Below are 24,345 nucleotides of genomic sequence, written 5' to 3'. Positions count from 1 at the left end.
GCGGTTCACGCCTCTTTCCGGGCGGAGAAAAAGTCCGCCTCGTTGACAATTCGGTTGACCAGGCGGCCTACGCCTTCGACTTCCACCACCACTTCATCACCTGGCACTACGTCGGCCAGGCCCTCGGGCGTGCCGGTGGCGATCATGTCGCCGGGCTGCAGGGTCATGAAGCTGGACAGGTATTCGATCAGGTAGGGAATATCGAAAATCATGTCGCGGGTATTGCCGGTCTGGCGCAGTTCACCGTTGATCCAGGTGCGCAGGGTCAGGTTGCCGGGGTCGGGCACGTCGGCCACATCGACGATCCACGGGCCGACCGGCGTGGTGGCGTCGCGGTTTTTCACGCGCAGGTTGGGGCGGTAGTAGTTTTCCAGGTAGTCGCGGATCGCATAGTCGTTGCACACCGTGTAGCCCGCGAGATAGTCCAGGGCGTCGGCGCGCTTGACGTTGCGCGCGGTCTTGCCGATGACCGCTACCAGCTCGCACTCGTAGTGCATGTAGGCGATGTTGTCCGGGCGCCAGGTGACCTCACGATGGCCGGTGTAGGTGCCCACGGACTTGATGAATACCAGGGGTTCGGTCGGCGGCTTGAAGGCCAGCTCGGCGGCGTGGTCGGCGTAGTTCAAGCCGAGGGCGAACATGGTGCCGGTAGCCGGCGGCAGCCATTGCACCTGATCTTCCGCGACCCGGCGGCCATCGTTCAGGCGCACGCTGTTATCGGCCTCGACCTGGACGGCTTGGGTTTGACCTTCAAAGCGGATGCGGGCGTGTCTCATGCTTGATTCTCCGCTTGGACATGGCTGACCAGGTGGCCCACGCCCTCGATCTCGACTTCAACCCGGTCGCCTGGCTGCACATCCACACGGCCTTGCGGGGTGCCGGTGATCAGCACATCGCCCGGGTGCAGGGTCATGAACTCGCTGATCTCGGCGATCAATTGCGCAATGTCCCGCACCCAGTTGGACGTGGAGTTTTCCTGGCGCAGCTCACCGTTGACCCAGAGTTTGAGACTCAACTGATTGGGGTTGGCGATTTGATCCCGTGGCACCACCTGCGGCCCCAAGGCACAGAAGCCATCGCGGCATTTGGCTTTGACGGCAGGGCGGTAGTAACTGTCTTCCGGCAAGCTGAACTCATTGACCACCACATACCCGGCCACATGGGTCATGGCGTTTTCCAGGCTGACGCGGCTGGCAGGTCGGCCGATCACCACACCCAGCGCAGGCCCCGGTTGCAGGCGCTCTCCTGCGGGGTGCAGGACGACACCGTCGTGCTCATTGCGCGTATTGGGGGTTTTGATGAATAGCACCGGCTTGGACGGCGGCTTCTGGTAGGGCGCCTGTTCGAAGGCGGCGAGATGCTGGTCCAGCAGGCCCTGGTAGTTCAGCGCAACGCCGAACAGGGTGCCGCTGGCAACATCATGCAGGGTACGGCTCATGCGTTTCTCCTGACGGTGGCGACGGCTGCATTGGTCGTTCGTTAATTTGTTAACGTTATAATTAATATGTTAACTACCGTCAAGCGTGGCAAAATCCAGTGACCGCTCAATAACAAGAAGAGAGCAGCGTGAAGCCGATTCCCAATATCAATATCGGGCAGGTCTACGACCAGCGTTACAGCGATGCCGAGGTGCATTACGACAAGCTCGCCAACCTGGCGGGATTTTTCGGGCGCAACATGCCTGTGCATCGGCATGACCGGTTTTTCCAGGTGCATTACGTGAAAAGTGGCGCGGTGCGGGTGTATCTGGATGACCGTCAGTACGTCGAGTCGGGGCCGATGTTTTTCCTCACGCCGCCCACGGTGCCCCATGCCTTTGTCACTGAAGCCGATGCCGATGGGCATGTGTTGACGGTGCGCCAGCAATTGGTCTGGGCCTTGATGGAAGCCGACCCCAGCCTGGCTTCAGGTGCCGCCTGCGTCACGTTGACGGAGGATGCCCAAGGGCTGGATCAACTGTTTGAAGCCTTGAGCAGCGAAATCAACGCCGAATGGGCAGGGCGCGCCGCCGCGCTGGATAGCCTGACCCGCCTGATCATGATTCGCCTGCTGCGCCTGTGCGCCCACTCGCTGCCGGCGCGCCCGACGCGGCATGAGGATCTGCGCATCTTCCATCGCTTCAACGAACTGATCGAAGCCCACTATTTGGAGCACTGGCCGTTGGCGCGTTACGCCGAGGGGATCGGCGTCACCGAAGCGCGCCTCAATGAGGTCTGTCGGCGCCTGGCCGACCTGCCGTCCAAGCGCCTGATCCTGGAGCGCCTGATGCAGGAAGCCAAGCGCCTGTTGCTGTTTACCGGCAGCTCCGCCAATGAAATCTGCTACCAGTTGGGGTTCAAGGACCCGGCCTATTTCAGCCGGTTTTTCCTTCGTTACGCACAGCTGACTCCGGGGGAATACCGGTTGCGGCAGTTGGGTTTGCGTTGACGCTTCACGCGCCATGCCCAGCGCGGCGAAAGTCCATCAGCTCATCAGGCGCCAACCATCCATTTGGCCAGGCCATGGCGGCCACTGACGCCCAACTTGGCGGCGGCACGCTTGAGGTACGTTTCGATCGAGCTGTTTTTCACGCTGAGTTTTTCCGCCATTTGCGGCACGGTGCCGCCGGTCAACAGGCCAAGGCAGACTTCCTGCTCCCGGGCGGAGAGGGTGATGTCACTGAGCGACAAGCGCTTGTAGAACTCACGCTGCAACTGTGACTGCTCCATCAGGTTGTGGCTCGGCTCGGCCTCGGTGTCGGGTGCCTGGCGCAGGAGTTGCGCATGCCGCTCCATCAGCGGTAGCAAGGTGTCTGACAGACTCTTGAGAAACGACAATTCGGCCAGGGAAAATCCACGCTGGGTCGCTTGGCGATACAGTGAAATCACGCAGCGCCGATTGCCCTGGCGCGATACCAGGTTGCACTGGTGCGAGGTGCCCAGCGGATGAGTGCTGTCGGCCTTGGCCTTCAACTGGATCAGCAGCGGGTCTTGCATGCGCAGCATCTCGCGTAGCAGCGGATGATCCTTGAGCGGCTGCAAGGGCTGGGGCGCGCACAGGTTTTGTTGCAGGCCGGCGCTGCCCAGCAACGTGATATCCAGCACGTTGTCGCGCAGTTCATCGAGGGTCCATTCACTCAGGTCTACCATGTGAATCGGTACCCACTTGTCCAACAGGTGCAGCATGTTGGCGGCGAAGTTCGTGTGGCCGCTGTTGGAAATCAACTCACCCAATTCAGCATAGAAATGCGGGTTTTCCGTGTTGCCAATACTACGGGGCAGACTCATAGCCATCTCATCCTTGATGTCGAAAACCGTCAACGGACGCCCCGGGTCTGGAGGGACGTGCCGTACTCATTGAACGCAGCTCGGAGTTCGAGATTTTATTTAGCCATAGCGAATTGTCCTACGTATGTAGCGGAAACGAGGGACACAACCTGCCATAAAAACGGTGTCATTAATTCGACGTTTCTGAAGGTGTATTCCGACAGAAAAAAGCCGGAGGTGATTTTTAGAGTTATTTAACTACTTGATATTTAAGTGAAATATTAATTTTAAATAGAAATTTTAGACAAGTGACATCGGCCGGATATAGCCAATGTCCTACAGAGCTTTAATCGTTTCAGTAATGAACCATCAGCGAGGTCCGTTGGCGTGCAGGAATGTCCGGGTTTGGGGTGACAGACGTGCCCGGCCCTGCGTGCTCCAATCCGGACAATTCGTCGTAATGGACTTCCTGCGCGGCCAGTGTTGACCCCATGAGAAGGATCTTATGAAGTATCTCGACAGCCTGCCGGTCAGTTACCCCCTCACCGCCGCCCAACAAGACATCTGGCTCGACCAGCTGCGGGTGGGCGACTCGCCGCTGTACAACATCGGCGGTTATGTCGATTTTGCAGGCCCGGTGGTGCCGGGTTTGATCCAGCGTGCCGTCGAGTTGCTGGTGGCCAAGCACGATGCGTTGCGTACGCAACTGCACAGCAATGGCAATGGCTTGCCCCGGCAAACCTTCGCCACCGCCTTGACGACCGAAGTGACGCTGCATGACTTCTCTGCGCTGCCCGACCCCAAGGCGGCGACCCAGGCCCTGATGCAGGCCACGATGTCTCGGCCCTACGCCATGACCGGCGAGCCGCTGTTTCGCTTTTTTTTGGTCAAGCTGGACGATGATCACTATCGCCTGGGCACTCAGGCGCATCACCTGATTCTCGACGGTTGGGGCTTTGGCCAGATGCTGCAATCCCTGGCTCGGCTGTACACCGACCTGCAGCACGGCCGGTCACCTGAGCTGCGAGCGCCGTCCTATATCGACTTCATCGAGGCTGACCTGCACTACCATCAATCCGCTCGCTACGCCCGTGACCGGGACTACTGGCTGGACAAATACCAACTGCTGCCCGAGCCGCTGCTCACCCCCCGGTTGAATACCCCGTCACCGAGCAACACCCTGCTGCAACCCTTCCCGGTGTCGCTGCTCGATCGTATGGAACGCGTGGCCAACCATTACCAGGCCTCGGCGTTTCACGTGTTGCTGGCGGCGTTATATGTGTATTTCACCCGCACCCATCAGCGTGATGACTGGGTGGTGGGGCTGCCGATTCTTAATCGTTCCAACGCACGGTTTCGTTCCACGGTGGGCTTGTTCACCCAGGTGAGTGCGGTGCGTTTTCAGTTCAGTGAGCAGTTGCCGTTCAGCGCACTGGTGCGCGGTGTGCGCGATCAGCTCAAGCGGGATTTTCGCCACCAGCGTTTCCCCTTGAGTGAAATGAACCGCGAACTGGGCCTGCGCCGCACCGATCGCGGCCAGTTGTTCGACCTGTCGGTGTCCTTCGAACAGGACGACCATGACCTGCGCTATGGCCAGGTCCAGGCCCGGGCGATCAAGGTCTCCAACCATCACGAACCGTTGCCGATCGCCATTCATCTGCGCAGCAACCGCTACCAGGACACGGCGTGCCTGCATTGCGTCTACAACGAGGCGTACTTCCAGCACGACGAGGTACAGGCGTTGGCGCAGCGCTTCACCTGGCTGCTGGAACAGGGGCTGGAAAACACCGAGTTGACGCTCGCGCAGTTCTCATTGGTGACGCCGGCCGAACAGGCACAGCTGCAACGCTGGAATGCCACCGCGCAGCCCAATACCACGCCGCAGAACCTGCACCGGCGTATCGAAGCCCAGGTGGCACTTACGCCCCAGGCCGTCGCGGCGGTGTGCCAAGGGCGGCAACTGAGCTACCAGCAGCTCAACCAGCAGGCCAATGCCTTGGCCCATCAACTGTTGGCGCACGGTGTGGAGCCGGATGATCGCGTGGCGATCGTGGCCCGACGTGGCCTGGATACCTTGGTGGGGCTGCTGGCGATCCTCAAGTCCGGCGCCTGCTATGTGCCGATAGACCCGGCCCATCCCGCCGAGCGTCTGAACTACCTGTTGCAGGACAGTGCCCCGGTGGCCGTGCTGACCCAGCACGCTCTGCTGCATCGGCTGCCAGCCCTGGACGTGCCGGTTCTGTTGCTTGATCGGCCGACGGTGCACTTGGGCGACAACCCGCGGGGGGCGGCCGGCGCGTCGAACCTGGCCTATGTGATCTACACCTCCGGTTCCACGGGGTTGCCCAAGGGCGTGATGGTCGAGCATCACACCCTGTCCAACCTGGTGGACTGGCATTGCCAGGCGTTCAAGCTACGGGCCGGCAGCCACACCGCCAGCGTGGCCGGGTTCGGTTTTGACGCGATGGCCTGGGAGGTCTGGCCGGCGCTGTGTGTGGGCGCGACGCTGCACCTGCCACCGCCCCAGGAAGGGGCTGAAGACATTGATGCCTTGCTCGACTGGTGGCGTGCGCAACCTCTGGACGTATGCTTCCTGCCCACGCCGGTGGCCGAGTACGCCTTCAGCCAGCAGCTGGAACACCCGACCCTGCGCACCCTGTTGATTGGTGGCGACCGTCTGCGCACGTACAGCCGAGCGCAAACCTTCGAGGTGGTCAACAACTATGGCCCCACTGAAGCCACGGTGGTCGCCACCAGCGGGCGTGTCGAAGTGGGCCGGTCGCTGCATATCGGCGGGCCGATTGCCAATGCCCGCGTGTACTTGCTCGATGCGCAACAGCGCCAGGTGCCCGTCGGCGCGACGGGGGAGTTGTACGTTGGCGGTAAAGGCGTGGCGCGTGGCTATCTGAACCGTCCCGAACTGAGTGCCGAGCGCTTTCTCGATAACCCTTTCGACGAGGGTCGCCTCTACCGCACCGGCGACCTGGCGCGCTGGTTGCCTGATGGCAACCTTGAATACCTGGGGCGCAACGACGACCAGGTGAAAATCCGTGGCGTGCGTATTGAACTGGGGGAAATCGAATCTGCCCTGGCCATGCATCCGGCGGTTCAGGACGCGGTGGTGCTGTATCGCGAGGGGCAATTGCTGGCGTGGTTCGTTGCGCGGCATCCGGTCGATATCGACGCGTTGCGCGCGCATCTGAAAGGGTCGCTGCCTGACTACATGCTGCCCGCGGCCTACGTGAAGCTCGACGGGTTGCCCCTGACCGCCAATGGCAAGCTCGACCGTAAAGCGCTGCCTGCGCCGACCCAGGCTGCTTTCATCACGCGCGCGTTCGAGGCGCCGCATGAGGGTGTCGAAACCACCCTGGCGCAGATCTGGGCCGACCTTTTGCACGTGCAACAGGTCGGGCGTCACGACCACTTTTTCGAACTGGGCGGGCATTCATTGCTGGCGGTGCAACTGGTGCAGCGCATGCGCCAGGCCGGGTTGCGGGCCGATGTGCAGGTGCTGTTCGGCCAGCCGACCCTGGCCGCACTGGCGGCGGCGACTGCCGGCAGTGACAGCGAGGTTCCGGCCAACCGGATTGCAGCGCACTGCACCCAGATCACCCCGGACATGCTCGCGCTGGCCGAGCTGGACCAGGCGAGTCTGGAGCGCATCGTTGCCGGTATTCCGGGAGGCGCCGCCAATGTGCAGGAAATCTACCCGCTGGCGCCGCTGCAGGAAGGCTTGCTGTACCACCACATCACCGACGAACACGACCCCTACCAGCAACACGCGATATTCAGCTTTGCCCGGCGCGAGCAATTGGACGCGTTTGCCCAGGCCCTGCAACAGGTGATCGACCGCCACGACATCCTGCGCACCAGCCTGGTGTGGGAGGCCCTTGAGCAGCCGATGCAAGTGGTGTGGCGCCAGGCTCACTTGCGCGTCGAACCACTGCGTGAACAGTGTGAGCCCCTGGACTTGCGCCAGGCGCCGCTGATGGCCCTGGAGTATGCCGAAGACCCTCGGCAGCAAGGCTGGATGGCGAGGTTACGCTTCCATCACCTGGTCAATGACGCTACCTCGATGACGGTCCTGGCCAACGAAATCCGCGCCCACATGCTCGGGCAACAGGCGCAGCTTGCGCCGCCGGTGCCTTATCGCAATGTCGTGGCACAGAGTCGCTGTGCGGCGCAGCAGGCCGCTCACGAGGCGTTTTTTCGCGAGCGGTTGGCGGATGTCAGCGAGCCGACCCTGGCGTTCGGTCTACAGGAACATCAGCTGGACCGCACTGAAATCGAAGCCTTCGAACGCTCGGTGACGGACCCCCTCAACCGGCGTTTGCGGGCGCAGGCCAGTGCGCTGGGTGTGAGCGCCGCGAGCCTGTTCCACTTGGCGTGGGCCCAGGTGCTGGGTTGCGTATCCGGCCGCGATGACGTGGTGTTCGGTACGGTGCTGCTGGGCCGCTTGCAGGCGGGCGAGGGCGCTGACCGTGCACTGGGTATGTTTATCAATACCTTGCCGTTGCGGGCCTGCCTGGCCGGCAAGACCGTGGTCGAGGCGTTGGGCGACACCCATGCGCAACTGAGCGCCTTGCTCGTTCACGAGCAAGCGTCCCTGGCGTTGGCGCAACGTTGCAGCAGCGTGACGCCGCTATTCAACAGCCTGCTCAACTATCGGCATACCCCTGGCGACATGGACTTTGACCTGGTGCCGGGCGTCGCCCTGGTCAGCAGTGAAGACATCGTCAGTTATCCGCTGATGATCAGCGTGGACGATACCGCGAGCGGTTTTCAGCTCAAGGCGATGGCGCCACGCGAGGTCGGTGCCGAGCGTTTGCTGGACTATCTCGACACCGTATTGAACGGGCTGGCGCAGGCACTTGAGCACGCCCCGCAAACGCTTTTGAGCGAGGTGCCGGTGTTACCCGCCAGCGAGTTGCGCAAGCTGTTGGTGGAGTTCAACCCCGGTCACGTCGACTACCCCACGACTGCCACCCTGCAAGGGTTGTTTGAAGCCCATGCGCGACACACCCCGCAGGCCATTGCGGTGCAGGCCGATGCCGGCCAACTGACCTACCGCGAGCTCAACGAGCGCGCCAACCAATTGGCTTTTCACCTGCGCGAGCGTGGGGTGCAAGCGGATTCGCGGGTAGCGTTGTGCGTCGAGCGCGGGTTGGAACTGGTCGTGGGCTTGCTGGCGATTCTCAAGGCCGGTGGCGCCTATGTGCCGCTGGACCCGGGCTTTCCAAGCGAACGCCTGGCCTACATGCTCAAAGACAGTCAACCCGTAGCGCTGCTGGTACACGCGGCTACGCGCGAGTTATTGGGTGAAGTCTCGCTCCCGGTCATCGACTTCGACCGTTGTGCCTGGAGCCACGCACCGACCGGCAACCCGTTGGTTCCCGGCCTGAGCGCCGCCAACCTGGCCTATGTGATGTATACCTCCGGCTCCACCGGCACGCCCAAGGGCGTGATGGTCGAGCATCGCGGCCTGTGCAACCTGATGCAGTGGGCTTGCCGATTGTGTCCGGACGCTGCGGGAGGCGCCTTGCTGCAAAGGGCTCCGTTCAGTTTTGATGGCTCGGTGTGGGAGCTGTTCTGGCCGTTGACCCATGGCATGCGCCTGGTGCTGGCACGGGTAGACGGCCATCGCGACCCCGCTTACCTGGCTGAGGTGATTCGCACGCAGCGCATCACCGTGATCCAATTTGTACCGGCCATGCTGCAGCAATTTCTCGAACTGGAAGCGTCGGCGTTGTGCAGCAGCCTCACCGACGTCTTTTGCGGCGGTGGTGAACTCACCGAAGCCTTGGCCCGCAGCGTCCGGGCGCGCTTGCCCCAGGTGCGCTTGCACAACGTCTATGGCCCCACCGAAGCTACGGTCGACAGCTGCATCTGGACCCTGCAACCCGATGCGCCGGTGCCTGCCCTGCGGTTGCCGATCGGGCGGGCCATCAGTAACACCCGCCTTTATGTGCTGGATCAGCACGACAGGCCGGTGCCGCTGGGTGTCAGCGGTCAACTGCATATCGGCGGCGTCGGCGTAGCGCGAGGCTACCTGGGGCTGGAGCAAATGACCGCCGAGCGCTTTATCGACAGCCCGTTCGTACCCGGTGATCGGTTGTATCGCACTGGCGACCTGGTGCGTTACCTGCCGGACGGCAACCTGGTGTTCCTGGGGCGCAATGACTTTCAGGTCAAGCTGCGCGGCGTGCGCCTGGAGTTGGGCGAAATTGAAGCCTGCCTGGCGGCGCACCCGGCACTGCGTGAAGTAGCGGTGCTGATTCGCGATGAACGCCTGGTCGCCTACTTCACCCTGCGCGCCCCGGCGCCGAGCCTGGAAGCCTTGCGTGCCCATGTGCTGGAGCGATTGCCGGAATACATGGTGCCGGCCGCCTTTGTGCAATTGAGTGAATTGCCCCTCAACCCCGCCGGCAAGCTCGACCGCAAGGCCCTGCCGGAGCCGGGGTTGGATGCCGTGGTCAGCCGTGCGTATGAGCCGCCGCAGGGCGAGGTGGAAACCGTGATGGCGGGCATCTGGGCCGACGTCTTGAAACTCGAGCGGGTAGGGCGCCACGACCATTTCTTTGAGCTGGGCGGGCATTCCTTACTGGCGGTGAGTCTGGTGGCACGCTTGCGCAAGGCCGGGTTGGAGGTGGATGCACGCAGCTTGTTCAGCCAGCCGACCCTGGCGCAACTGGCGGCCCGTACAACGGCCAGCGTGCAGCGCGTGGAAGCCCCCCAAACGGCCATCCCCCAGCTCAATCGTCGTCGCCGGATCTGAGGATTGGCATGCAGTGTGTGAGGGGGCAAGCCCTAATGCCTGTCAGTTAAGGCTTAACGCGGTCATTGTGGGAGGGGGCTTGCTCCCGATAGGCCGCGCAGCGGCCTCAAAAATGGGCCTGCTACGCAGTCCATCGGGAGCAAGTCGAATCGTCGCACCGCCCCTCCCACAGGTTATCCATCGCCTGCTCTATCGCTTAACTGATAGGCATTAGGGCAAGCCCTCTCACATATCATTCATTCGATCATTCGAACCGAGTGGTCATGGCAATCACCATGACGTGCTACTGAGGCGCAGGGACAAACGCCACACTGCCCCCCGAACGCTTCTGAAACAGCCGCTCGCCATTGTCCGGCTGGGTGGTGATGACCTGATGGTCCGCCCCCAAAAACGCCAGCGGCGTCGGGTCTTCCTTGGAATACTGGGCGACGATGATTGTGCGTTGCGGATCGAAGTCCTGGCCGCTGGTTTTTTTCAGCCACGCCATGAACGCGGCACTGTCGCCCTGGCGCGGGAAGTCCTGGGTTTCGCTGACGTAGTAGAAGGGTTTGGCGCCGTTTTGCCTGCCGTTCTGCAAGTACATCGGCAGTTTGTTGTCGACTTCTACCAACACCATTTGCCATTGGTTCCACGGTGCGGTTTTGACGGCCTCGGCTTGCACGTCTTCGGCGAAACGGGTTACGCCGCCGTTGCCGGTGGTCCAGGGGTAGATCACACCCAGTACCAACAGCAGCAAGCCTGCGGTGAAGCCGAAACCTTTTTGCCAGCGCGGCCAACGGGCCGGCTTTTTCTCCAGGCGCTCGCTCAACCACCAGGCGGCCAGCAACTGCGCAAACGGCACCAGCGGCAGCACGTAATAACTGCGGCGGCTGCCGCTGGCGGTGAAGAATACGAACAGCAGGCCCAGGCCCCACACCAGCCAGCGCACATTGGCTGGCGTCTGGCGCCAGTTGCGCACGGCCAGCCACAGGCCCAGCACCCAGCAAGGTGCCCAGGGCAGGGTGTAGACCGGCAGGTAGATCAGGTAGGTGTAGATCGGTCCCATATGGTCGAAGGGGTCGAAGAAGCGCACCACGTTTTCGCGAAACACCAGCTCCAGGCCACTGGCGCCGTAGGTCGGTGCGCCGTAGAGGTGGGACAGTACAAACGGAATGGCGTAGAACGCTGCGGCGATGACGATGGCTGCCACCAGGCGCAGGTTGAGGTGGCGCTTGTAGCGGTGCTCACTGAGCAGGTGCGGCAATAGCACCAGGCCCGGCAGCACAAAACCGATCAAGCCTTTGAACAGCGAGGTCGCCGCCAGCAGCAGGAAGAACACGGTATAGCGTCCCAGGCGAGTGTCATCCGGCCCGCGCCAGTACCACCACACTGCCGCCAGCACGCCGCACACCGTCAGCACATCCGCCGTGGCCACGCGGGCCCAGAACAGGAAGTAGAACGTGGTCGCGAGCATCCAGCCGGCAATCAGCCCGGTGCCTTTGCGGAACAGGCGTTCACCGATCAGGTACACCAGCCAGATGCTCAACCAGGCCGAGATGACTGACGACAGGCGCAACGACCAAGGGCCCAGGCCCCCCATCAAGTTGGCAAAGCCGGTGATCAGCCAATAGGAGGGCAGGGGTTTGTCGTAATACGGCATGCCCTTGAGGTAGGGGTCGAAGTAATCGCCACTTTGCAGCATCTGCAAGGCGATGTTGGCCCAGCGGGTTTCCGGCCCCCACAGCTCGCGTGCGCCCAGCCCCAGCAGCAAAAGCAGGGCGGAAACGCTCAGCAGCAGCACCAGCGCGCCACGTTCGGTTTTCCAGAAATTCATCGGTTATTCCCGTGGCAGGCACTGCATCAAGGTTGTTGTGGGTAAATGATCATCAACAGGTCGCCCTTGCGATAGCGTTTGCCACCGGGTGGCAATTGCCCTTCCTCGAGATGTTCACTGGTGTTCTTGACCCGCATCAGTACGCCGACCGAGCCTTGTTTACGTGCATCGGCCAACCAGCCCTGGACACTGGCCAGGTCGACCTTGCGGTGCACCGAATCGTCATAGCGCAGGCCGTAGCGCAACTCGCCTTCGGTGTCATAAATCATCACTTGCGGACGACGCAGGCGCCACGACAAAGCCGATGCCGAGCCCAATTCGTTGCTCAGCAAAGCATGGGTTTGTTGCAATTCATCCAGATGCTCCGCCACGAACTGGTCGGGCATTTCGTTATCCGTGATCATCGCCGGCATGCCCGCCGGCAACAGCGCCACCAGCAAGCCAATGCCCAGGGCCGGCATCGCCCACAAGGTCAGCGGGCGCACCACTTGCAGCAGGTTGGCCAGAATCCAGCCCAGCAGCACGATAAAGGTCAGGGACAGGCTGAACATCTCGGCATGGCTGTTGCCGTACACCGGGTTGCTGACTTGCAGGTAGATCAGCGCCACCATCGCCGTCAGGCCGATCAGGGCGTTGACCACGCCATTGACCAGGATCGAACGTGTCTTGCCTTGCTTGACCAGGTCGATCAAGGCGTGGCCCATCAACAGGGCCAGGGGCAGCAGGCACGGCATGATGTAGGTCGGCAGCTTGCCCTTGCTCAGGCTGAAAAAGGCTAGCGGCAGCAACATCCACAAGGCGAGGAAGGCAATCGCCGGCTGGCCTTTTTCCTTCCAGGTCTTGAGCAACGTGGCCGGCAACAGTGCCGACCAAGGCAGGCACGCCACCACCATGATCGGCAGGAAGAACCAGATCGGCCGTGCATGCTGGGCGTTATCGGCAGCGAAGCGGCGGATGTGCTCGTGCCAGAAGAAGAAGCGCCAGAAGTCAGGCTCCTGCACATGAACGGCCAATACCCAGGGCAAGCACACCAACGCGGCGACCAGCACCGCCAACGGGCCATAGCGCAACAGCTCGCCTACACGACGCTGCCACACCAGGTATGGCACGGCGATCAGGACCGGCAACAACCACGCCAGGAAACCCTTGGTCAGGAAGCCCATGCCACAGGCGACGCCCAGCAATGCCCAGGCGCCGAGCCGCCCGCGAGTAGTGCGGCTGTCCAGGGCAAACCACAGGGCAACCAGGCTCAGGTTGACCCAGAACGTGAATTGGGGATCGAGGTTGGAGTAGCCCGCTTGGCCGGCCACCAGGCCAAAGCTCATGTAGAGCAGGGCGCAGGCGAAGCTCTTGCGTGGGTCATTCCACAGGCGGCGGGCGATCAAGTAGGCCAGCAACACACTCAGGCCCGTGGTGAGCACCGAGGCGATGCGCACACCGAACAGGTTTTCGCCAAACACGGCCTGGCCGATGGCGATCAGCCAATAACCGCCGGCCGGTTTTTCGAAATAACGCAACCCCATGAAGTGCGGCGATACCCAGTTGCCGCTCATGAGCATTTCCTGGCTCACCTGGCCGTAGCGGGTCTCGTCCGGAATCCACAGGCCGTGCAAGCCCAGCGGCAACAAAAAGAAAATGGCAAAGCCGAGCAAAAACAGCGGCAGAGGTTTCAACCGGGTCATGAACACGTCGCTCCTTGACGTTTAATGGAGGGCCACGAGTGTAATGAATTCATAGAACAAAGCATCACAATGTTCACTAAGCGGTGGGGGAAAGTCATAACGTCCTTAACTAACGGGCGCGATTAAACATGCCAGAAGAGGGCTGTCGTTTGGCTGAACACAACAGGTGCGGATATGTAAAAAAGTGTGTTTAAAGTTGTTTCAGAGCCGCCGCCCATTCTTCGGTTTTCATCGAACCCACCGCCTTGAGCTTGCCGTTTGGCAAGACCTGTACAAACAGTGCGCTGCCATACTCGGCCGCATCGGCATGGGGGTAACCCAGCTCTGTCTGGAGATCGCTCATGCAGCCACTGTGGGTAACCACTACCAAGTTGCGGCCAGGCTCTTTATGAGGGAGCAACTCTTCGCCCATGGCTTTACCGCAGATGGCCGAAGGGGACGATAACAATGTGGCCTTGCCGAACATGAATTGTGCGGTCTGTGCGGTGCGCGTCGCGGGGCTGGCAAGTACATCGGTATTTTCCATGCCCAGGGTATTGAAGGCTTTGCCCAGGTTGGTCGCTTGTTGGGTGCCGTTGATCGTCAGGCCTTCGGCCGGTCCGAAACACGGGTTGCTGGAGCGATCGCAGCGTTCTTCATGGCGTACCAGTACGATCAGGTCGCCGTTGCGCCAACTGGCCAGGACCCCGGAGGTCACCAGGCGGTTGCCGACGCCAAGGTCAACAGGGGTTGTAGGCCAGAACAGGAAGCCGGCCAGCAGCAGGCCGATAACGGCGACACAGGCCAATGACAATCGAGCTTTTTTCCAGCGCTTTAACATTGCCCCATTGGATTGGGATTTGCTCAGGGTTACGTCAGCCACGCTGTTCACCATCGTCACTATTATTGTGTTGTAAAAAACAGGCGCAACTAATCGGCGGATGCCCGTAATGGAGCAAAAGCCTGTCACAGGGCTGCTGTCTTTTAGCTGAACACGTAGATGTTAAGAAGGGTCGATGGCAGCAACTAACAAGTTGCCGGCAGTTGACGCTTGGTGGGCAATTTAGAGAGGTGAGGGTGGGCAAGCAGTGAAATCCATGTGAAAAATTTGCGTGAGGCATGCAGGCAGTCGTTATTCTCGTTTGGAATCCTTCAAACGAGCGTTCTTATGTTGCAGGTGCAAGGTGTTCGCAAAAACTACGCCACGCCCCAGGGACCGCTGACGGTGCTGGCGGGGGTGGACCTATGCCTGACTGAGCGTAGCAGCCTGGCGTTGATGGGCGAGTCGGGCAGTGGAAAAAGTACCTTGCTGCACCTGATAGCCGGCCTGGATCGCGTCGACGCGGGCAGTATTGAGGTCGGTGGATTGCGCCTGGAGCAACTCAGTGAAGGGCAACTGGCCCAGTGGCGTCGAACCGAAATCGGCCTGGTGTTCCAGCAATTCAACTTGATCGGCAGTTTGCGCGTGGAGGACAACCTGGCGTTCCAGGCGCGTCTGGCTGGGCGTTTTGATCCGCATTGGCAGGCGCAGTTGGTAGAGCGCCTGGGCCTGGGCAATTTGCTCAAGCGTTACCCCGAACAATTGTCCGGCGGCCAGCAACAACGGGTCGCGGTGGGACGGGCGCTGGCCTCTCGACCGGGCTTGCTGCTGGCCGATGAGCCGACCGGCAATCTGGATGAAGCCACCAGCGATGAGGTGCTGCAATTACTCCTGGACCTGCTGCGTGACAGCTCCACCAGCCTGTTGATGGTCACCCACAGCCCACGCATCGCTGCACGGCTCGAGCACCAGGTGGTGCTGCATCGCGGCCGCGTCGTGCCCGCGGACGCCCGTTGAGATGGCCGTGTTTTATTGGGCGTTGCGCGCACTGCTGAGCCATTGGCGGCGTCATCCCGTGCAGTTCTTCAGCGTGTTGACCGGCTTGTGGCTGGCCACTGCGTTACTGACTGGGGTGCAGGCGGTTAACAGCCAGGCGCGGGACAGCTATGCCCGCGCCAGCCAACTGATCGGCGGCGAACCCCAGGCCAGTTTGAGCGCGTTGGACGGCAGCGGTTTTGCGCAGACATTGTTCGCCGAACTGCGCCGTGCCGGCTGGCCGGTTTCGCCGGTGGTGCAGGGGCGCGTGGTGCTCAAGGGGCATGAAAGCCAGCGCCTGCAGTTGATGGGCATTGAACCGTTGTCGTTGCCCGGCAGTGGTAGCGTGGCCGGGCAACACTTGAGCCAGGCGCAAATGCTCGCGTTCTTCGAGCCGCCGGGGCGCACCTGGATTGCCGCGCAAACCTTGCAGGCGCTCGGCTTGCACGAGGGCGCGCAGCCGCTGACGGCAGACGGGCAAGCGCTGCCGCCGTTACAGGTGCAGCCGGACATGGCCCCCGGCATGCTGCTGACCGATATCGGGTTTGCCCAACCGTTGCTGGCGATGCCCGGGCGACTCTCGCGTTTGCTGTTGGACAAGACCTTCGCCGCAACCCATCCCACGCCCCCGCTCCCATTGCAGCTCAAGCAAGGAGAGGACAACAACCTCGCACGCCTGACCGAGAGCTTTCACCTGAACCTCGACGCACTGGGTTTTTTGTCGTTTGTCGTGGGCTTGTTTATCGTCCACGCCGCCATCGGCCTGGCCCTGGAACAGCGCCGTGGCCTGCTGCGCACCTTGCGCGCCTGTGGGGTCAGCGCGCGGATGTTACTCGTCAGCCTCGGCGTGGAACTTGGCGTGCTGTCGTTATTCGGCGGTGTGCTGGGCGTTGCCAGCGGGTATCTGCTGGCCAGCCTGTTGCTGCCGGATGTGGCCGCCAGTTTGCGTGGGTTGTATGGCGCCGAAGTGGCGGGGCAACTGAGCCTGAGCCCGGCCTGGTGGTTGAGCGGGTTGGGCTTGAGCCTGATGGGGGCCTTGCTCGCGGGGGCCGGCAGCCTGTGGCGGGCGGCGCGCTTGCCACTGTTGGCGTTGGCCAATGCCCAAGCCTGGCATGAGGCCCATGGGCGCTGGCTGCGACGCCAGGGTTGGGTCGCGGTGGCGACGCTGCTGATCGCACTGCTGGCGCTGTGGTTGGGTGACAGCCTGGCCGCCGGCTTTGTGCTGATGGCGGCCTTGCTGCTGGGCGCCGCGCTGGGGTTGCCGGTGCTGCTCAATGGGGTGTTGAAGGCCGTGCTGGGGCGCAGCCGTTCAGTGCTCGGCCAGTGGTTTCTCGCCGATTGTCGCCAGCAACTGCCGGCCTTGAGCCTGGCACTGATGGCATTGCTGTTGGCCCTGGCGGCGAACATCGGCGCGGGTTCCATGACCTCGGGGTTTCGCCATACCTTCAACAACTGGCTGGAACAACGCCTGACCGCCGAGCTGTACATCAACCCGCAAACCCCGGCCCAGGCTTCGCAACTGGGCACCTGGCTGGCGCAACAGGCGCTGGTGCAGACAGTGCTGCCCACCTGGCAGGTCGCGGTGCAATTGCAAGGCTGGCCGGCGGATGTGTTCGGCGTGGTCGATGACCCGACTTATCGCCAGCACTGGCCGTTGCTGGAGGCGGTGAACGAACCCTGGGACCACTTGCACCAGGACGACAGCCTGATGCTCAGCGAACAATTGGCGCGGCGCCTGCACGTGCAGTTGGGCGACGCCGTTGATATCCCCACGCCGCAGGGTCTGTGGTCACCCAAAGTGGTGGGGATCTACGCCGACTACGGCAACCCCAAGGGCCATGTGCTGGTCAATGCCCAGCACCTGTTGGCGCATTGGCCGACGCTGTCGCCTGCACGCTTCAACCTGCGTGTGGCACCGCACAACGTGACGCCGCTGGTGCAGGCGGTGCAGCGCGAATTTGGCCTCGACGACAGCCGCATCGTTGACCAACAGCAACTCAAGGGCTGGTCCAGCCAGGTCTTCGAACGCACCTTCGCGGCGACCGCCGCGCTGAACAGCCTCACCCTGGGGGTGGCCGGCGTGGCGCTGTTCATCAGCCTGCTCACCCAGAGCCAAAGCCGCCTGGGCCAGCTTGCACCGTTGTGGGCGCTGGGGGTGACACGCAGGCAACTGATGTTGCTCAACCTGGGCCAGACCTGGTTGCTGGCGGTACTCACGTTGATCCTGGCATTGCCCTTGGGGCTGCTGCTGGCGTGGTGCCTGGATGCAGTGATCAACGTGCAGGCGTTCGGCTGGCGCCTGCCGTTGCAGGTGTTCCCGGGGCAGCTCGCGCAGTTGCTCGGGCTGGCGCTGTTCGCGACGTTGCTGGCGTCGGCCTGGCCTCTGTGGCAGTTGTATCGCAGCCGCCCGGCGGACTTATTGAGGACCTTTGCCAATGAAGATTAGAGCGTGGCTGTGGGCGGCGTTGCTCCTGTTGAGTGCGTGCGATAAAGCCCCCGCGCCCGAAGAAAGTTTCGCCGGCCTGGGTAGCGATGCGGCGGATTTTGCCCAAGTGGTGCCCGGCAAGGTCTTCAGTTTTCCCGAGGATCACGGCCCCCACCCAGGCTTTCGCATCGAATGGTGGTACGTCACCGCCAACCTCAAGGACGCGCAAGGCAACGTGTTCGGCGTGCAATGGACGCTGTTTCGCAACGCCTTGAAAGCAGGCCCCACCGAGCCGGGCTGGCACGACTCGACGATCTGGCTTGGCCACGCCGCCGTCACCACCGCTACCCGGCATTACGCCGCCGAACGTTTCGCCCGTGGCGGCGTCGGCCAGGCGGGCGCCCAGGCGGTGCCGTTCAGCGCCTGGATCGACGACTGGAACTTCGCCACTCGCCCTGGCGTGGCGAGCCCGCTGGCAGAGATGCAGCTCCAGGCCAGTGGTGCGCAATTCGCCTATGACCTGCACCTGACCAGCCAACGCCCGCTGGTGCTGCAAGGCGACAGCGGCTACAGCCGCAAATCCGACCAGGGTCAAGCCTCTTACTACTACAGCCAACCGTTTTTCATGGCTGACGGCCGTGTCACCCTCGACGGCAAAACCTACCAGGTCAGCGGCCCCGCCTGGCTTGATCGCGAATGGAGCAGCCAGCCCCTGGCCGCCAGCCAGACCGGCTGGGACTGGTTCTCCCTGCACCTGGACCGAGGCGAACAGTTGATGGTGTTCCGCGTTCGACAAACAGACGGCGCGGGCTACCTCACCGGCACCTGGATCGATTCACAGGGCCGCACCCAGACCTTGCACAACGCCGATATCCAACTCACCCCGCTGAACACCACCCACATCGACGGGCGCCAGATTCCCACACGCTGGTCGCTGAAAATCCCCGGCAAACAGCTGGATATCCCCCTTGAAGCGGTCAACCCCAAGGCATGGATGAACCTGAGTATTGCGTACTGGGAAGGGCCGGTGAAGTTTGAGGGTGGGGTGGGGTACCTGGAGATGACCGGGTATTGAGTGAAGTCTCCTGCAAGATCGAAGGAAAGCCTCCTAAGATGTATTCAGAAAATACTGTACATCTATACAGTTTTATCCTACAGTCCATCCCAGGTGACAGGACGTCACCCGTCACCTGAGCTTCAATTTTTTAACTACGGATGGATAAAAAATGAAATCGAAAAAAAGCCTGATCCTGGGCGCGGCCATGATGGCTGCCTGCTTCACCACGGCCTCTGCCCTGGCCGACGTAACCCTTCCTAAACTGACCCCTGGTACGGTCAACCAAGCTGTGGTTGACGCGCTCAAACCTGGCGGCACGATCGAAGCGGTGCCGGTCTCGGCCGAGCTTCGGCAAAAGCTGCTGGACGCGATGAAGGGCAAGGCCAAGGCGGTGACCAAGAACGCCAAAGCCGCACCGTTCAACACCGCCGTCGGCGAGTTGAAAAAGCCGAGCCAGGCTCAGCTGAAAAGCGCGGCCGTTGCCGATTTTGTACCGCTGTTTCCGACCCTGGACATCAACACCCTCTACACCATTGACCAAGTGCAGACGGGCCAGGATTTCACCTACCACTTCAACCTGCCGCAAAACGCGCGGGCGGTGGTGCAGTTGATCGACCAGAGCGCCGGTGCCGATATGTCGCTGAGCCTGTTCGTGGATGACGGCCAGGGCAACCCGCAGTTGGTGGCCACGTCCGACAACCCAGGCAGCGCCGATGAATACCTGACCGGCATCCTGCCGGCCGGTGATTACTACTGGTTCATGCTGGCCAAGACCGCCAACAACGCGCAGTTCAGTTTCGGCGTGGCGGTGGACACCAATATCGACGCCTTCGAACCCAACGACACCGCGCAAACTGCGTTTGTGTTGCCGGACTCGATGAACAAGGTCAGTGGCAACCTCGACAACGCCAGCGATGTCGATTATTTCGACTTCAAGGCCGTGCGTGGCCAGAGCGTGAGCATGTACCTGGCGGGCGATGAAAGCGGCAGCCGCAACCAGTGGATCTTCGATCGCTTCGACGGGGTGAATTGGGTGCCTGTACCGGCTGGTTCCACCTCTACCTACCCGAGCGTTGCGCCCGGCACCACGGTCAAGGTGCGGGTACGTGCCAACCCGGCCGTGGCGCAGGACCCGAGCAAGTATTACCAACTGAGCCTGGGTTCCACGCCCCGTCTGGATACGCACGACGTGAAGGGTGACAACATCGTGCGGGTGCCGGTGAGTGAGATGCCGCTGGCCACGCAAACCGCTCGCGTGCTGAACTGGTCGACCAAATGGTCGGACTCCACCGGTGCGCCGCTGCTCGGTGTCACCCCGGTGCTGCGCGTGGATAACCACTTCATCGACTTGAACTACCGCTGGGTCGACTACACCGCGACCACCAACAGCGCCGGCGTGTCCCAGGCTTCGGCCAACATCGGTACCTGCTTCGGTGATTACAGCACCGTGATCAACGACAGCAGCACCGGCGTTCCGTACAAGTGGGCGACCACCTATAACCAGGGTGGCTGGCGCATCGAGCTGGCCGAGTTCCCCGGTGTGGGCGTGGGCGGGAACAATGTGCAATACGTGAGCCTGGGGCATATCTGCACCCAGACCATTATTCACTGATCCAACGGCGTCAATCAGAAGGGGGCAGCCTTGGCGGGCTGCCCCTTTTTTGTCATTCGGCGTTGAGTGCCAATTTCAGGGGCAGGCGCGCCAGGCTCGTGTTCGTCAACGAACCCAGGTACAACCAGTTGCCATATTCCCGCGCGGTGGTGATGGGCGAATAGTTGCCCGCACTGCCATCCTGCAGGTTGGCGATCACCTTGCCCTCGGTATCCAGCCCCAGCACAAAGGCTTTGCGCTCGACGGGCTTGGGCACCACCATCAGGGCACGCACCATCACTTTACGCAGTGAGGGATAGCCGGCGAAAGCATCCAGCAAAGGGTTACGCGGTGAATACAGGGCGACCCAGAAGCGCTCGTGACCGTTGAAGCTGAGGTTGTCCGGCAGGCCGGGGAGGTTGTCGATAAACAGGTCGTGGCTGCCGCTGCGTTCGCCCTTGAGCCAATAGCGGCTGATGCGGTAGGCACCGGTCTCATTGACCAGCACGTAATTTTCATCCGGGCCCAACGCCACGCCGTTGGCGAACTGCAGGTGATCGAGCAGCACTTCGGTGGTGCCGTGGCTGAAGTCATAACGCAGCAGGCGCCCGTCAGCGCCGTGCTCAATCACCGCTTCGCCATCCTGGCCGTAACCCCAGCGGCTCGACGCGTCGCTGAAGTAGGCATAACGTCCTTCGGCATCCACGACCACGTCATCGGTAAAACCCAAGGGCACGCCATTGGCGCTGGTGCTCAAGGTCGTGAGTTGGCGGGCGCCATCCAGGGCGAGCAGGCCCTTGATGCCATCGGCAATGATCAAGCGCCCATCCGGGTGCAGCGCCATGCCCAGCGGTCGCCCACCGGTATTGGCCAGTACTTCCAGGGTCTGGCTGTCGGGCGCGGTACGAATGATCCGTCCGTCATGCAAGCCACTGATCAGCAAACCCTGGGCATCCAGCACCAAAGCCTCGGGCCCGGGGATGTTTTGTGCCCCGACTTTCTGGACATGCTTCAGCCGCTGGTTTTCGGCATACACCCCGTCTTTCAATGAAGGCGCCTTGGGCGGCGTCCAGTTGACCGGCTGGACTTTGGTCGGCATCAGCAGCAGAAAAGCGATCACCGCCAGAACCAGCACGAACAGCAGATGACGCAGTTTTTTGGGACGGGTACTCATGACGATTCCTGGTTGTCGTGGGGGGCCGGCTCCCAATGCAGGGTGCCGAACAGGTAGTCCATCAGCGGTAGCACAATGTTGAAATTACGCCCCTGCATCAACTCGCGGCGATGATGCAGGGCATGCAGCCGGTGCATCTGGCGCACCCATGGCAGGCGTGCGATGGGATGGGCAACGGGCAGGTGCTCGCAGGCGTGAAACACTTCGTAAAGTAAATACCCAAGGATCATGCAGGCGGCAAACAACCCGGCGACGTTGGGGTTCAGTGGTTTGAGCAACCACCAGGCGGGGAGAGTGATGACCAGGCTGTGCAGCACGATCAGCCAGGCCGGGAACAGGATCACACGCCAGTCCCTGGGGCTGCTGTAGGTCATGAAGCCGGGGGTGAAGAAACTGTGGTGATCGCCCGTATGGCGTGCGTAGAACAGCCGGGCGAAGGCGTGCTTGTGATGGCCCAGGTGACGGTGGACCAGGTAGATGCAGAGGTTGAAGAACACCAGCGTCAGCGGGACGGTCAGCCATTCAAGCGGGCTGATACGCTCGAGGGAGGCCCCGGCCAGGATGATGCAGAAAATGCCGTAGCCCAACACGAAACCGGCGTGCAGCCAGGGGGGGTAATGGCGGCTGACTCCGGCACGGTAGCGGGCGCGGAAGGCTTCGGTGGGATGGGCCATGGTGGGCAGCTCGGTGTTTTTTGTTGGAACGTCAGCTTAGTTGGTGCTCGAAATTGTGCGAGTTTTTGCAGGTGACGCGATCGGAGTGTGGGAGGGGCTTGCCCAACCGGTCAGTTGAGGCGCAACGCTGTCACTGTGGCGAGGGCGCTTGCTCCCGCTGGACTGCGCAGCAGGCCCAGTCTTTTCAAACCCAAAGCTGGGGTCGCTACGCGGCCCAACGGGAGCAAGCTCCCTCGCCACAGGTTACCCGTTGTCCGCTCTATCGCTTGACTGACCGGCATTGGGGCTTGCCCCCGATTGCGGTGTGTCAGCTACAGGTATTGGTTGACTCACATCAGTGGGTCCCAGCGCTGCGACCAGTCACTTTCGACCTTGACCACCCCGCGCAACAGTTCCAGCGCCTGTTGCAACACCGCCGAATCCCGCGCCCGTGAATACACCAGGTAAGTCGGGAAACTGAACTCCGGCGCCTTGGGCACGCGTTGCATCACGCCGCTGTCCAGGTAGCTCTGCACGACGCGGGTGCGGAAGTAGCCGGCGCCGCCATTTTCCAGGATGTATTGCAGCGCCAGTGGCCCGAGGTTGAAGCTCAAGGCGGCACGCGCCTTGTCGGGCAGGGCGGCGTCGTGCTGCTGGCGAAAGCCCGGGCCCCAGTCGATATACACGTACGGCGCAGGCTTGCTCACCAGTTGCACCAGGATCAGTTTCTCTTCCAGCACCTGCTCCACCTGCAAACCCGGCCAGTACTGCGGCTGGAATACCAGGGCGGCATCCAGCACGCCCAATTCCAGTTGACGCAGCAGGTAGTCGCCTTCGCGTACTTCGGTACGCAGCGCGTACCCCGGAATCTGTTCGCGCAGCACCCGCGCCCAGCCGAGCATCAACGGGGTGCACAGGCTGACCTCGCCACCGATATGCAGCACGTTGCGATAGCCGTCGGGCAACGGCAGGTCGCGCCGCGCCGCTTCCCAGGTTTGCAGCAACTGGTTGGCGTAAACCACAAACGCCTCGCCATCAGCGGTCAACCGCGCACCGGCGCGATTGCGCACGAACAGCGTGCTGCCCAACTGGCTCTCCAGGCTTTTGACCCGGGCGGTAATGGCGGTCTGGGTAACGTGCAACTTCTCGGCTGCGGCGGCCAGGCTGCCGCAGCGGGTGATTTCGAGGAAGGTGCGTGCCAGTTCGATGTCCATGAAGGCTCCCGGGAAAGAATGGGGGGCATTGTAGAACTGATCAGTGGCAGGTCAACGCACGCTGTCGTGGGGTTACTCCCAATGGCCAGTGTCGAGGCAACGCGCCGAAGGCGGCGGGTGCTTGCCATAAACCAGAAAATCCCCCAGCCAACGGGCCACACACCCATCGCTGCCGGATCGGGCCGTCTCCTTGAGCAGCAACTGCTCGACACCCGCAACGCCCGGTTCTCCCGGCCGGGTGTTGACCAGCACCATGCGTGCAACGCGCCCGGGAAACAGCGCGCCGTAACGATTGCCGAGCCGGGTGCCCTGGGCGTTGCCCAGATAATGCAGTTGGGCCTCGCCCAATTGTTCGCGCACATACTCCAGGTCTCGCGCGGCCTGTTCGATTGCGTTCGGGGCGTTGAGGTCACGCAGGCTCAATTCGATCACATCATAGCGGTCGACCAGTGTGCGATAGGCCGGGGTGGCATAAGACTCCCAGCGGCTGGCCAACTGCTGGGCAAACGTGGTGCGGTTGGCGGTTGGCGGCTCGCCGGCCTGGATGAAGACCACGCCTTCACGGTTGAGCGGTTGCCGCGCACCGACGCGGGTGAGGTTCAGGCGCACACGGCCACGTGCGGGGGCGGCGTGGTCGCGCGGGACGCTCACCTGGCCGCATTGGGTGCGTTCAAGCACCTCGGGATCCAGTCGTTCAAAAGCCGGGAGGGGGCAGTCCAGCAGCCAGTCAATCGCGGTGGGCGCGATCAGCGGTTGCGCATGGGGCACTGCTGCCATCAGCCACAAGCACGCACCCGCCAGGCTGGTTACAAGAACACTGGGTTTCATCGAGAGGTCCCGGGCAGCCATGTGATGGCGGCTTTTTTACCAAGGACCTGGGGT

The 24,345-nt window shown here is 62.1% G+C and carries 16 protein-coding genes; 6 read left to right on the top strand and 10 right to left on the bottom strand.

Annotation, left to right across the window (positions count from 1 at the left end; translation table 11 throughout):
- Positions 1 to 5 precede the first annotated feature (5 nt).
- Together DK870_RS17475 and DK870_RS17470 are read right to left on the bottom strand one after the other, a co-directional pair.
- On the bottom strand, positions 6 to 776 hold the full coding sequence (locus DK870_RS17475) for a fumarylacetoacetate hydrolase family protein (RefSeq protein WP_161549248.1): 771 nt from the start codon (positions 774 to 776) through the stop codon (positions 6 to 8).
- Entirely contained in the window at positions 773 to 1,438 is a 666-nt protein-coding gene (locus tag DK870_RS17470; protein ID WP_161549247.1) for a fumarylacetoacetate hydrolase family protein, read from the bottom strand. Before DK870_RS17470 ends, DK870_RS17475 begins: the two co-directional genes overlap by 4 nt.
- A gap of 128 nt (positions 1,439 to 1,566) precedes the next feature.
- On the opposite strand from DK870_RS17470, the gene hpaA reads away from it, so the two are divergent.
- Positions 1,567 to 2,427: a 4-hydroxyphenylacetate catabolism regulatory protein HpaA gene (gene hpaA / locus DK870_RS17465; protein ID WP_161549246.1), complete on the top strand. Its 861-nt coding sequence runs from the start codon at positions 1,567 to 1,569 to the stop codon at positions 2,425 to 2,427.
- A 44-nt stretch (positions 2,428 to 2,471) separates the two neighbouring features.
- Here hpaA and DK870_RS17460 read toward each other — a convergent pair whose 3' ends face one another.
- Positions 2,472 to 3,266: a helix-turn-helix transcriptional regulator gene (locus DK870_RS17460; protein ID WP_104994245.1), complete on the bottom strand. Its 795-nt coding sequence runs from the start codon at positions 3,264 to 3,266 to the stop codon at positions 2,472 to 2,474.
- Between the two features lie 484 nt (positions 3,267 to 3,750).
- Here DK870_RS17460 and DK870_RS17455 point away from each other — a divergent pair, with 484 nt between their 5' ends.
- Positions 3,751 to 10,020 carry a non-ribosomal peptide synthetase gene (locus tag DK870_RS17455; RefSeq protein ID WP_161549245.1) on the top strand — a complete coding sequence of 2,090 codons (6,270 nt, stop codon included), beginning with the start codon at positions 3,751 to 3,753 and terminating at the stop codon, positions 10,018 to 10,020.
- Between the two features lie 283 nt (positions 10,021 to 10,303).
- Here DK870_RS17455 and DK870_RS17450 read toward each other — a convergent pair whose 3' ends face one another.
- The 3 genes from DK870_RS17450 to DK870_RS17440 form a co-directional block, all read right to left on the bottom strand.
- Positions 10,304 to 11,833 (bottom strand): glycosyltransferase family 39 protein, encoded by a 1,530-nt coding sequence (locus DK870_RS17450; protein ID WP_161549244.1) that lies wholly within the window; start codon positions 11,831 to 11,833, stop codon positions 10,304 to 10,306.
- 26 nt (positions 11,834 to 11,859) lie between these two features.
- Positions 11,860 to 13,515, bottom strand: coding sequence for a lipid IV(A) 4-amino-4-deoxy-L-arabinosyltransferase (arnT, locus tag DK870_RS17445; RefSeq protein ID WP_104994243.1), 1,656 nt, complete (start codon positions 13,513 to 13,515; stop codon positions 11,860 to 11,862).
- Positions 13,516 to 13,705: 190 nt separating this feature from the next.
- Positions 13,706 to 14,386, bottom strand: coding sequence for a histidine phosphatase family protein (locus DK870_RS17440; RefSeq protein WP_104996168.1), 681 nt, complete (start codon positions 14,384 to 14,386; stop codon positions 13,706 to 13,708).
- Positions 14,387 to 14,662: 276 nt separating this feature from the next.
- Between DK870_RS17440 and DK870_RS17435 the strand changes: the two genes are divergently transcribed.
- The 4 genes from DK870_RS17435 (at position 14,663) to DK870_RS17420 (ending at position 20,443) form a co-directional block, all read left to right on the top strand.
- Complete coding sequence (locus DK870_RS17435; RefSeq protein ID WP_161549243.1) at positions 14,663 to 15,331, top strand: ABC transporter ATP-binding protein; 669 nt, start codon at positions 14,663 to 14,665, stop codon at positions 15,329 to 15,331.
- A gap of 1 nt (position 15,332) precedes the next feature.
- On the top strand, positions 15,333 to 17,795 hold the full coding sequence (locus DK870_RS17430) for an ABC transporter permease (RefSeq protein ID WP_161549242.1): 2,463 nt from the start codon (positions 15,333 to 15,335) through the stop codon (positions 17,793 to 17,795).
- On the top strand, positions 17,785 to 18,849 hold the full coding sequence (locus tag DK870_RS17425) for a lipocalin-like domain-containing protein (RefSeq protein ID WP_161549241.1): 1,065 nt from the start codon (positions 17,785 to 17,787) through the stop codon (positions 18,847 to 18,849). Before DK870_RS17430 ends, DK870_RS17425 begins: the two co-directional genes overlap by 11 nt.
- A gap of 151 nt (positions 18,850 to 19,000) precedes the next feature.
- The gene (locus DK870_RS17420; protein ID WP_161549240.1) at positions 19,001 to 20,443 is read left to right on the top strand and encodes a hypothetical protein; all 1,443 of its coding nucleotides are present in this window, start codon (positions 19,001 to 19,003) and stop codon (positions 20,441 to 20,443) included.
- Between the two features lie 52 nt (positions 20,444 to 20,495).
- Here DK870_RS17420 and DK870_RS17415 read toward each other — a convergent pair whose 3' ends face one another.
- From DK870_RS17415 to DK870_RS17400, 4 genes are all read right to left on the bottom strand, one after another.
- Positions 20,496 to 21,596 carry an SMP-30/gluconolactonase/LRE family protein gene (locus tag DK870_RS17415; RefSeq protein ID WP_090369974.1) on the bottom strand — a complete coding sequence of 367 codons (1,101 nt, stop codon included), beginning with the start codon at positions 21,594 to 21,596 and terminating at the stop codon, positions 20,496 to 20,498.
- On the bottom strand, positions 21,593 to 22,270 hold the full coding sequence (locus tag DK870_RS17410; protein WP_161549239.1) for a sterol desaturase family protein: 678 nt from the start codon (positions 22,268 to 22,270) through the stop codon (positions 21,593 to 21,595). The genes DK870_RS17415 and DK870_RS17410 overlap by 4 nt, the downstream gene beginning before the upstream one ends.
- Positions 22,271 to 22,599: 329 nt before the next feature.
- Positions 22,600 to 23,463: a LysR family transcriptional regulator gene (locus DK870_RS17405; RefSeq protein WP_060756827.1), complete on the bottom strand. Its 864-nt coding sequence runs from the start codon at positions 23,461 to 23,463 to the stop codon at positions 22,600 to 22,602.
- Between the two features lie 72 nt (positions 23,464 to 23,535).
- Positions 23,536 to 24,291 carry an alpha/beta fold hydrolase gene (locus DK870_RS17400; RefSeq protein ID WP_161549238.1) on the bottom strand — a complete coding sequence of 252 codons (756 nt, stop codon included), beginning with the start codon at positions 24,289 to 24,291 and terminating at the stop codon, positions 23,536 to 23,538.
- Positions 24,292 to 24,345: the final 54 nt, after the last annotated feature.

The organism is Pseudomonas sp. Q1, from assembly GCF_009935975.1.
In the GTDB taxonomy this organism is placed as follows: domain Bacteria; phylum Pseudomonadota; class Gammaproteobacteria; order Pseudomonadales; family Pseudomonadaceae; genus Aquipseudomonas; species Aquipseudomonas palleroniana.
The sequence above is the reverse complement of the archived record's forward strand: the minus strand, read 5'-3'. Positions and strand labels throughout refer to the sequence as shown.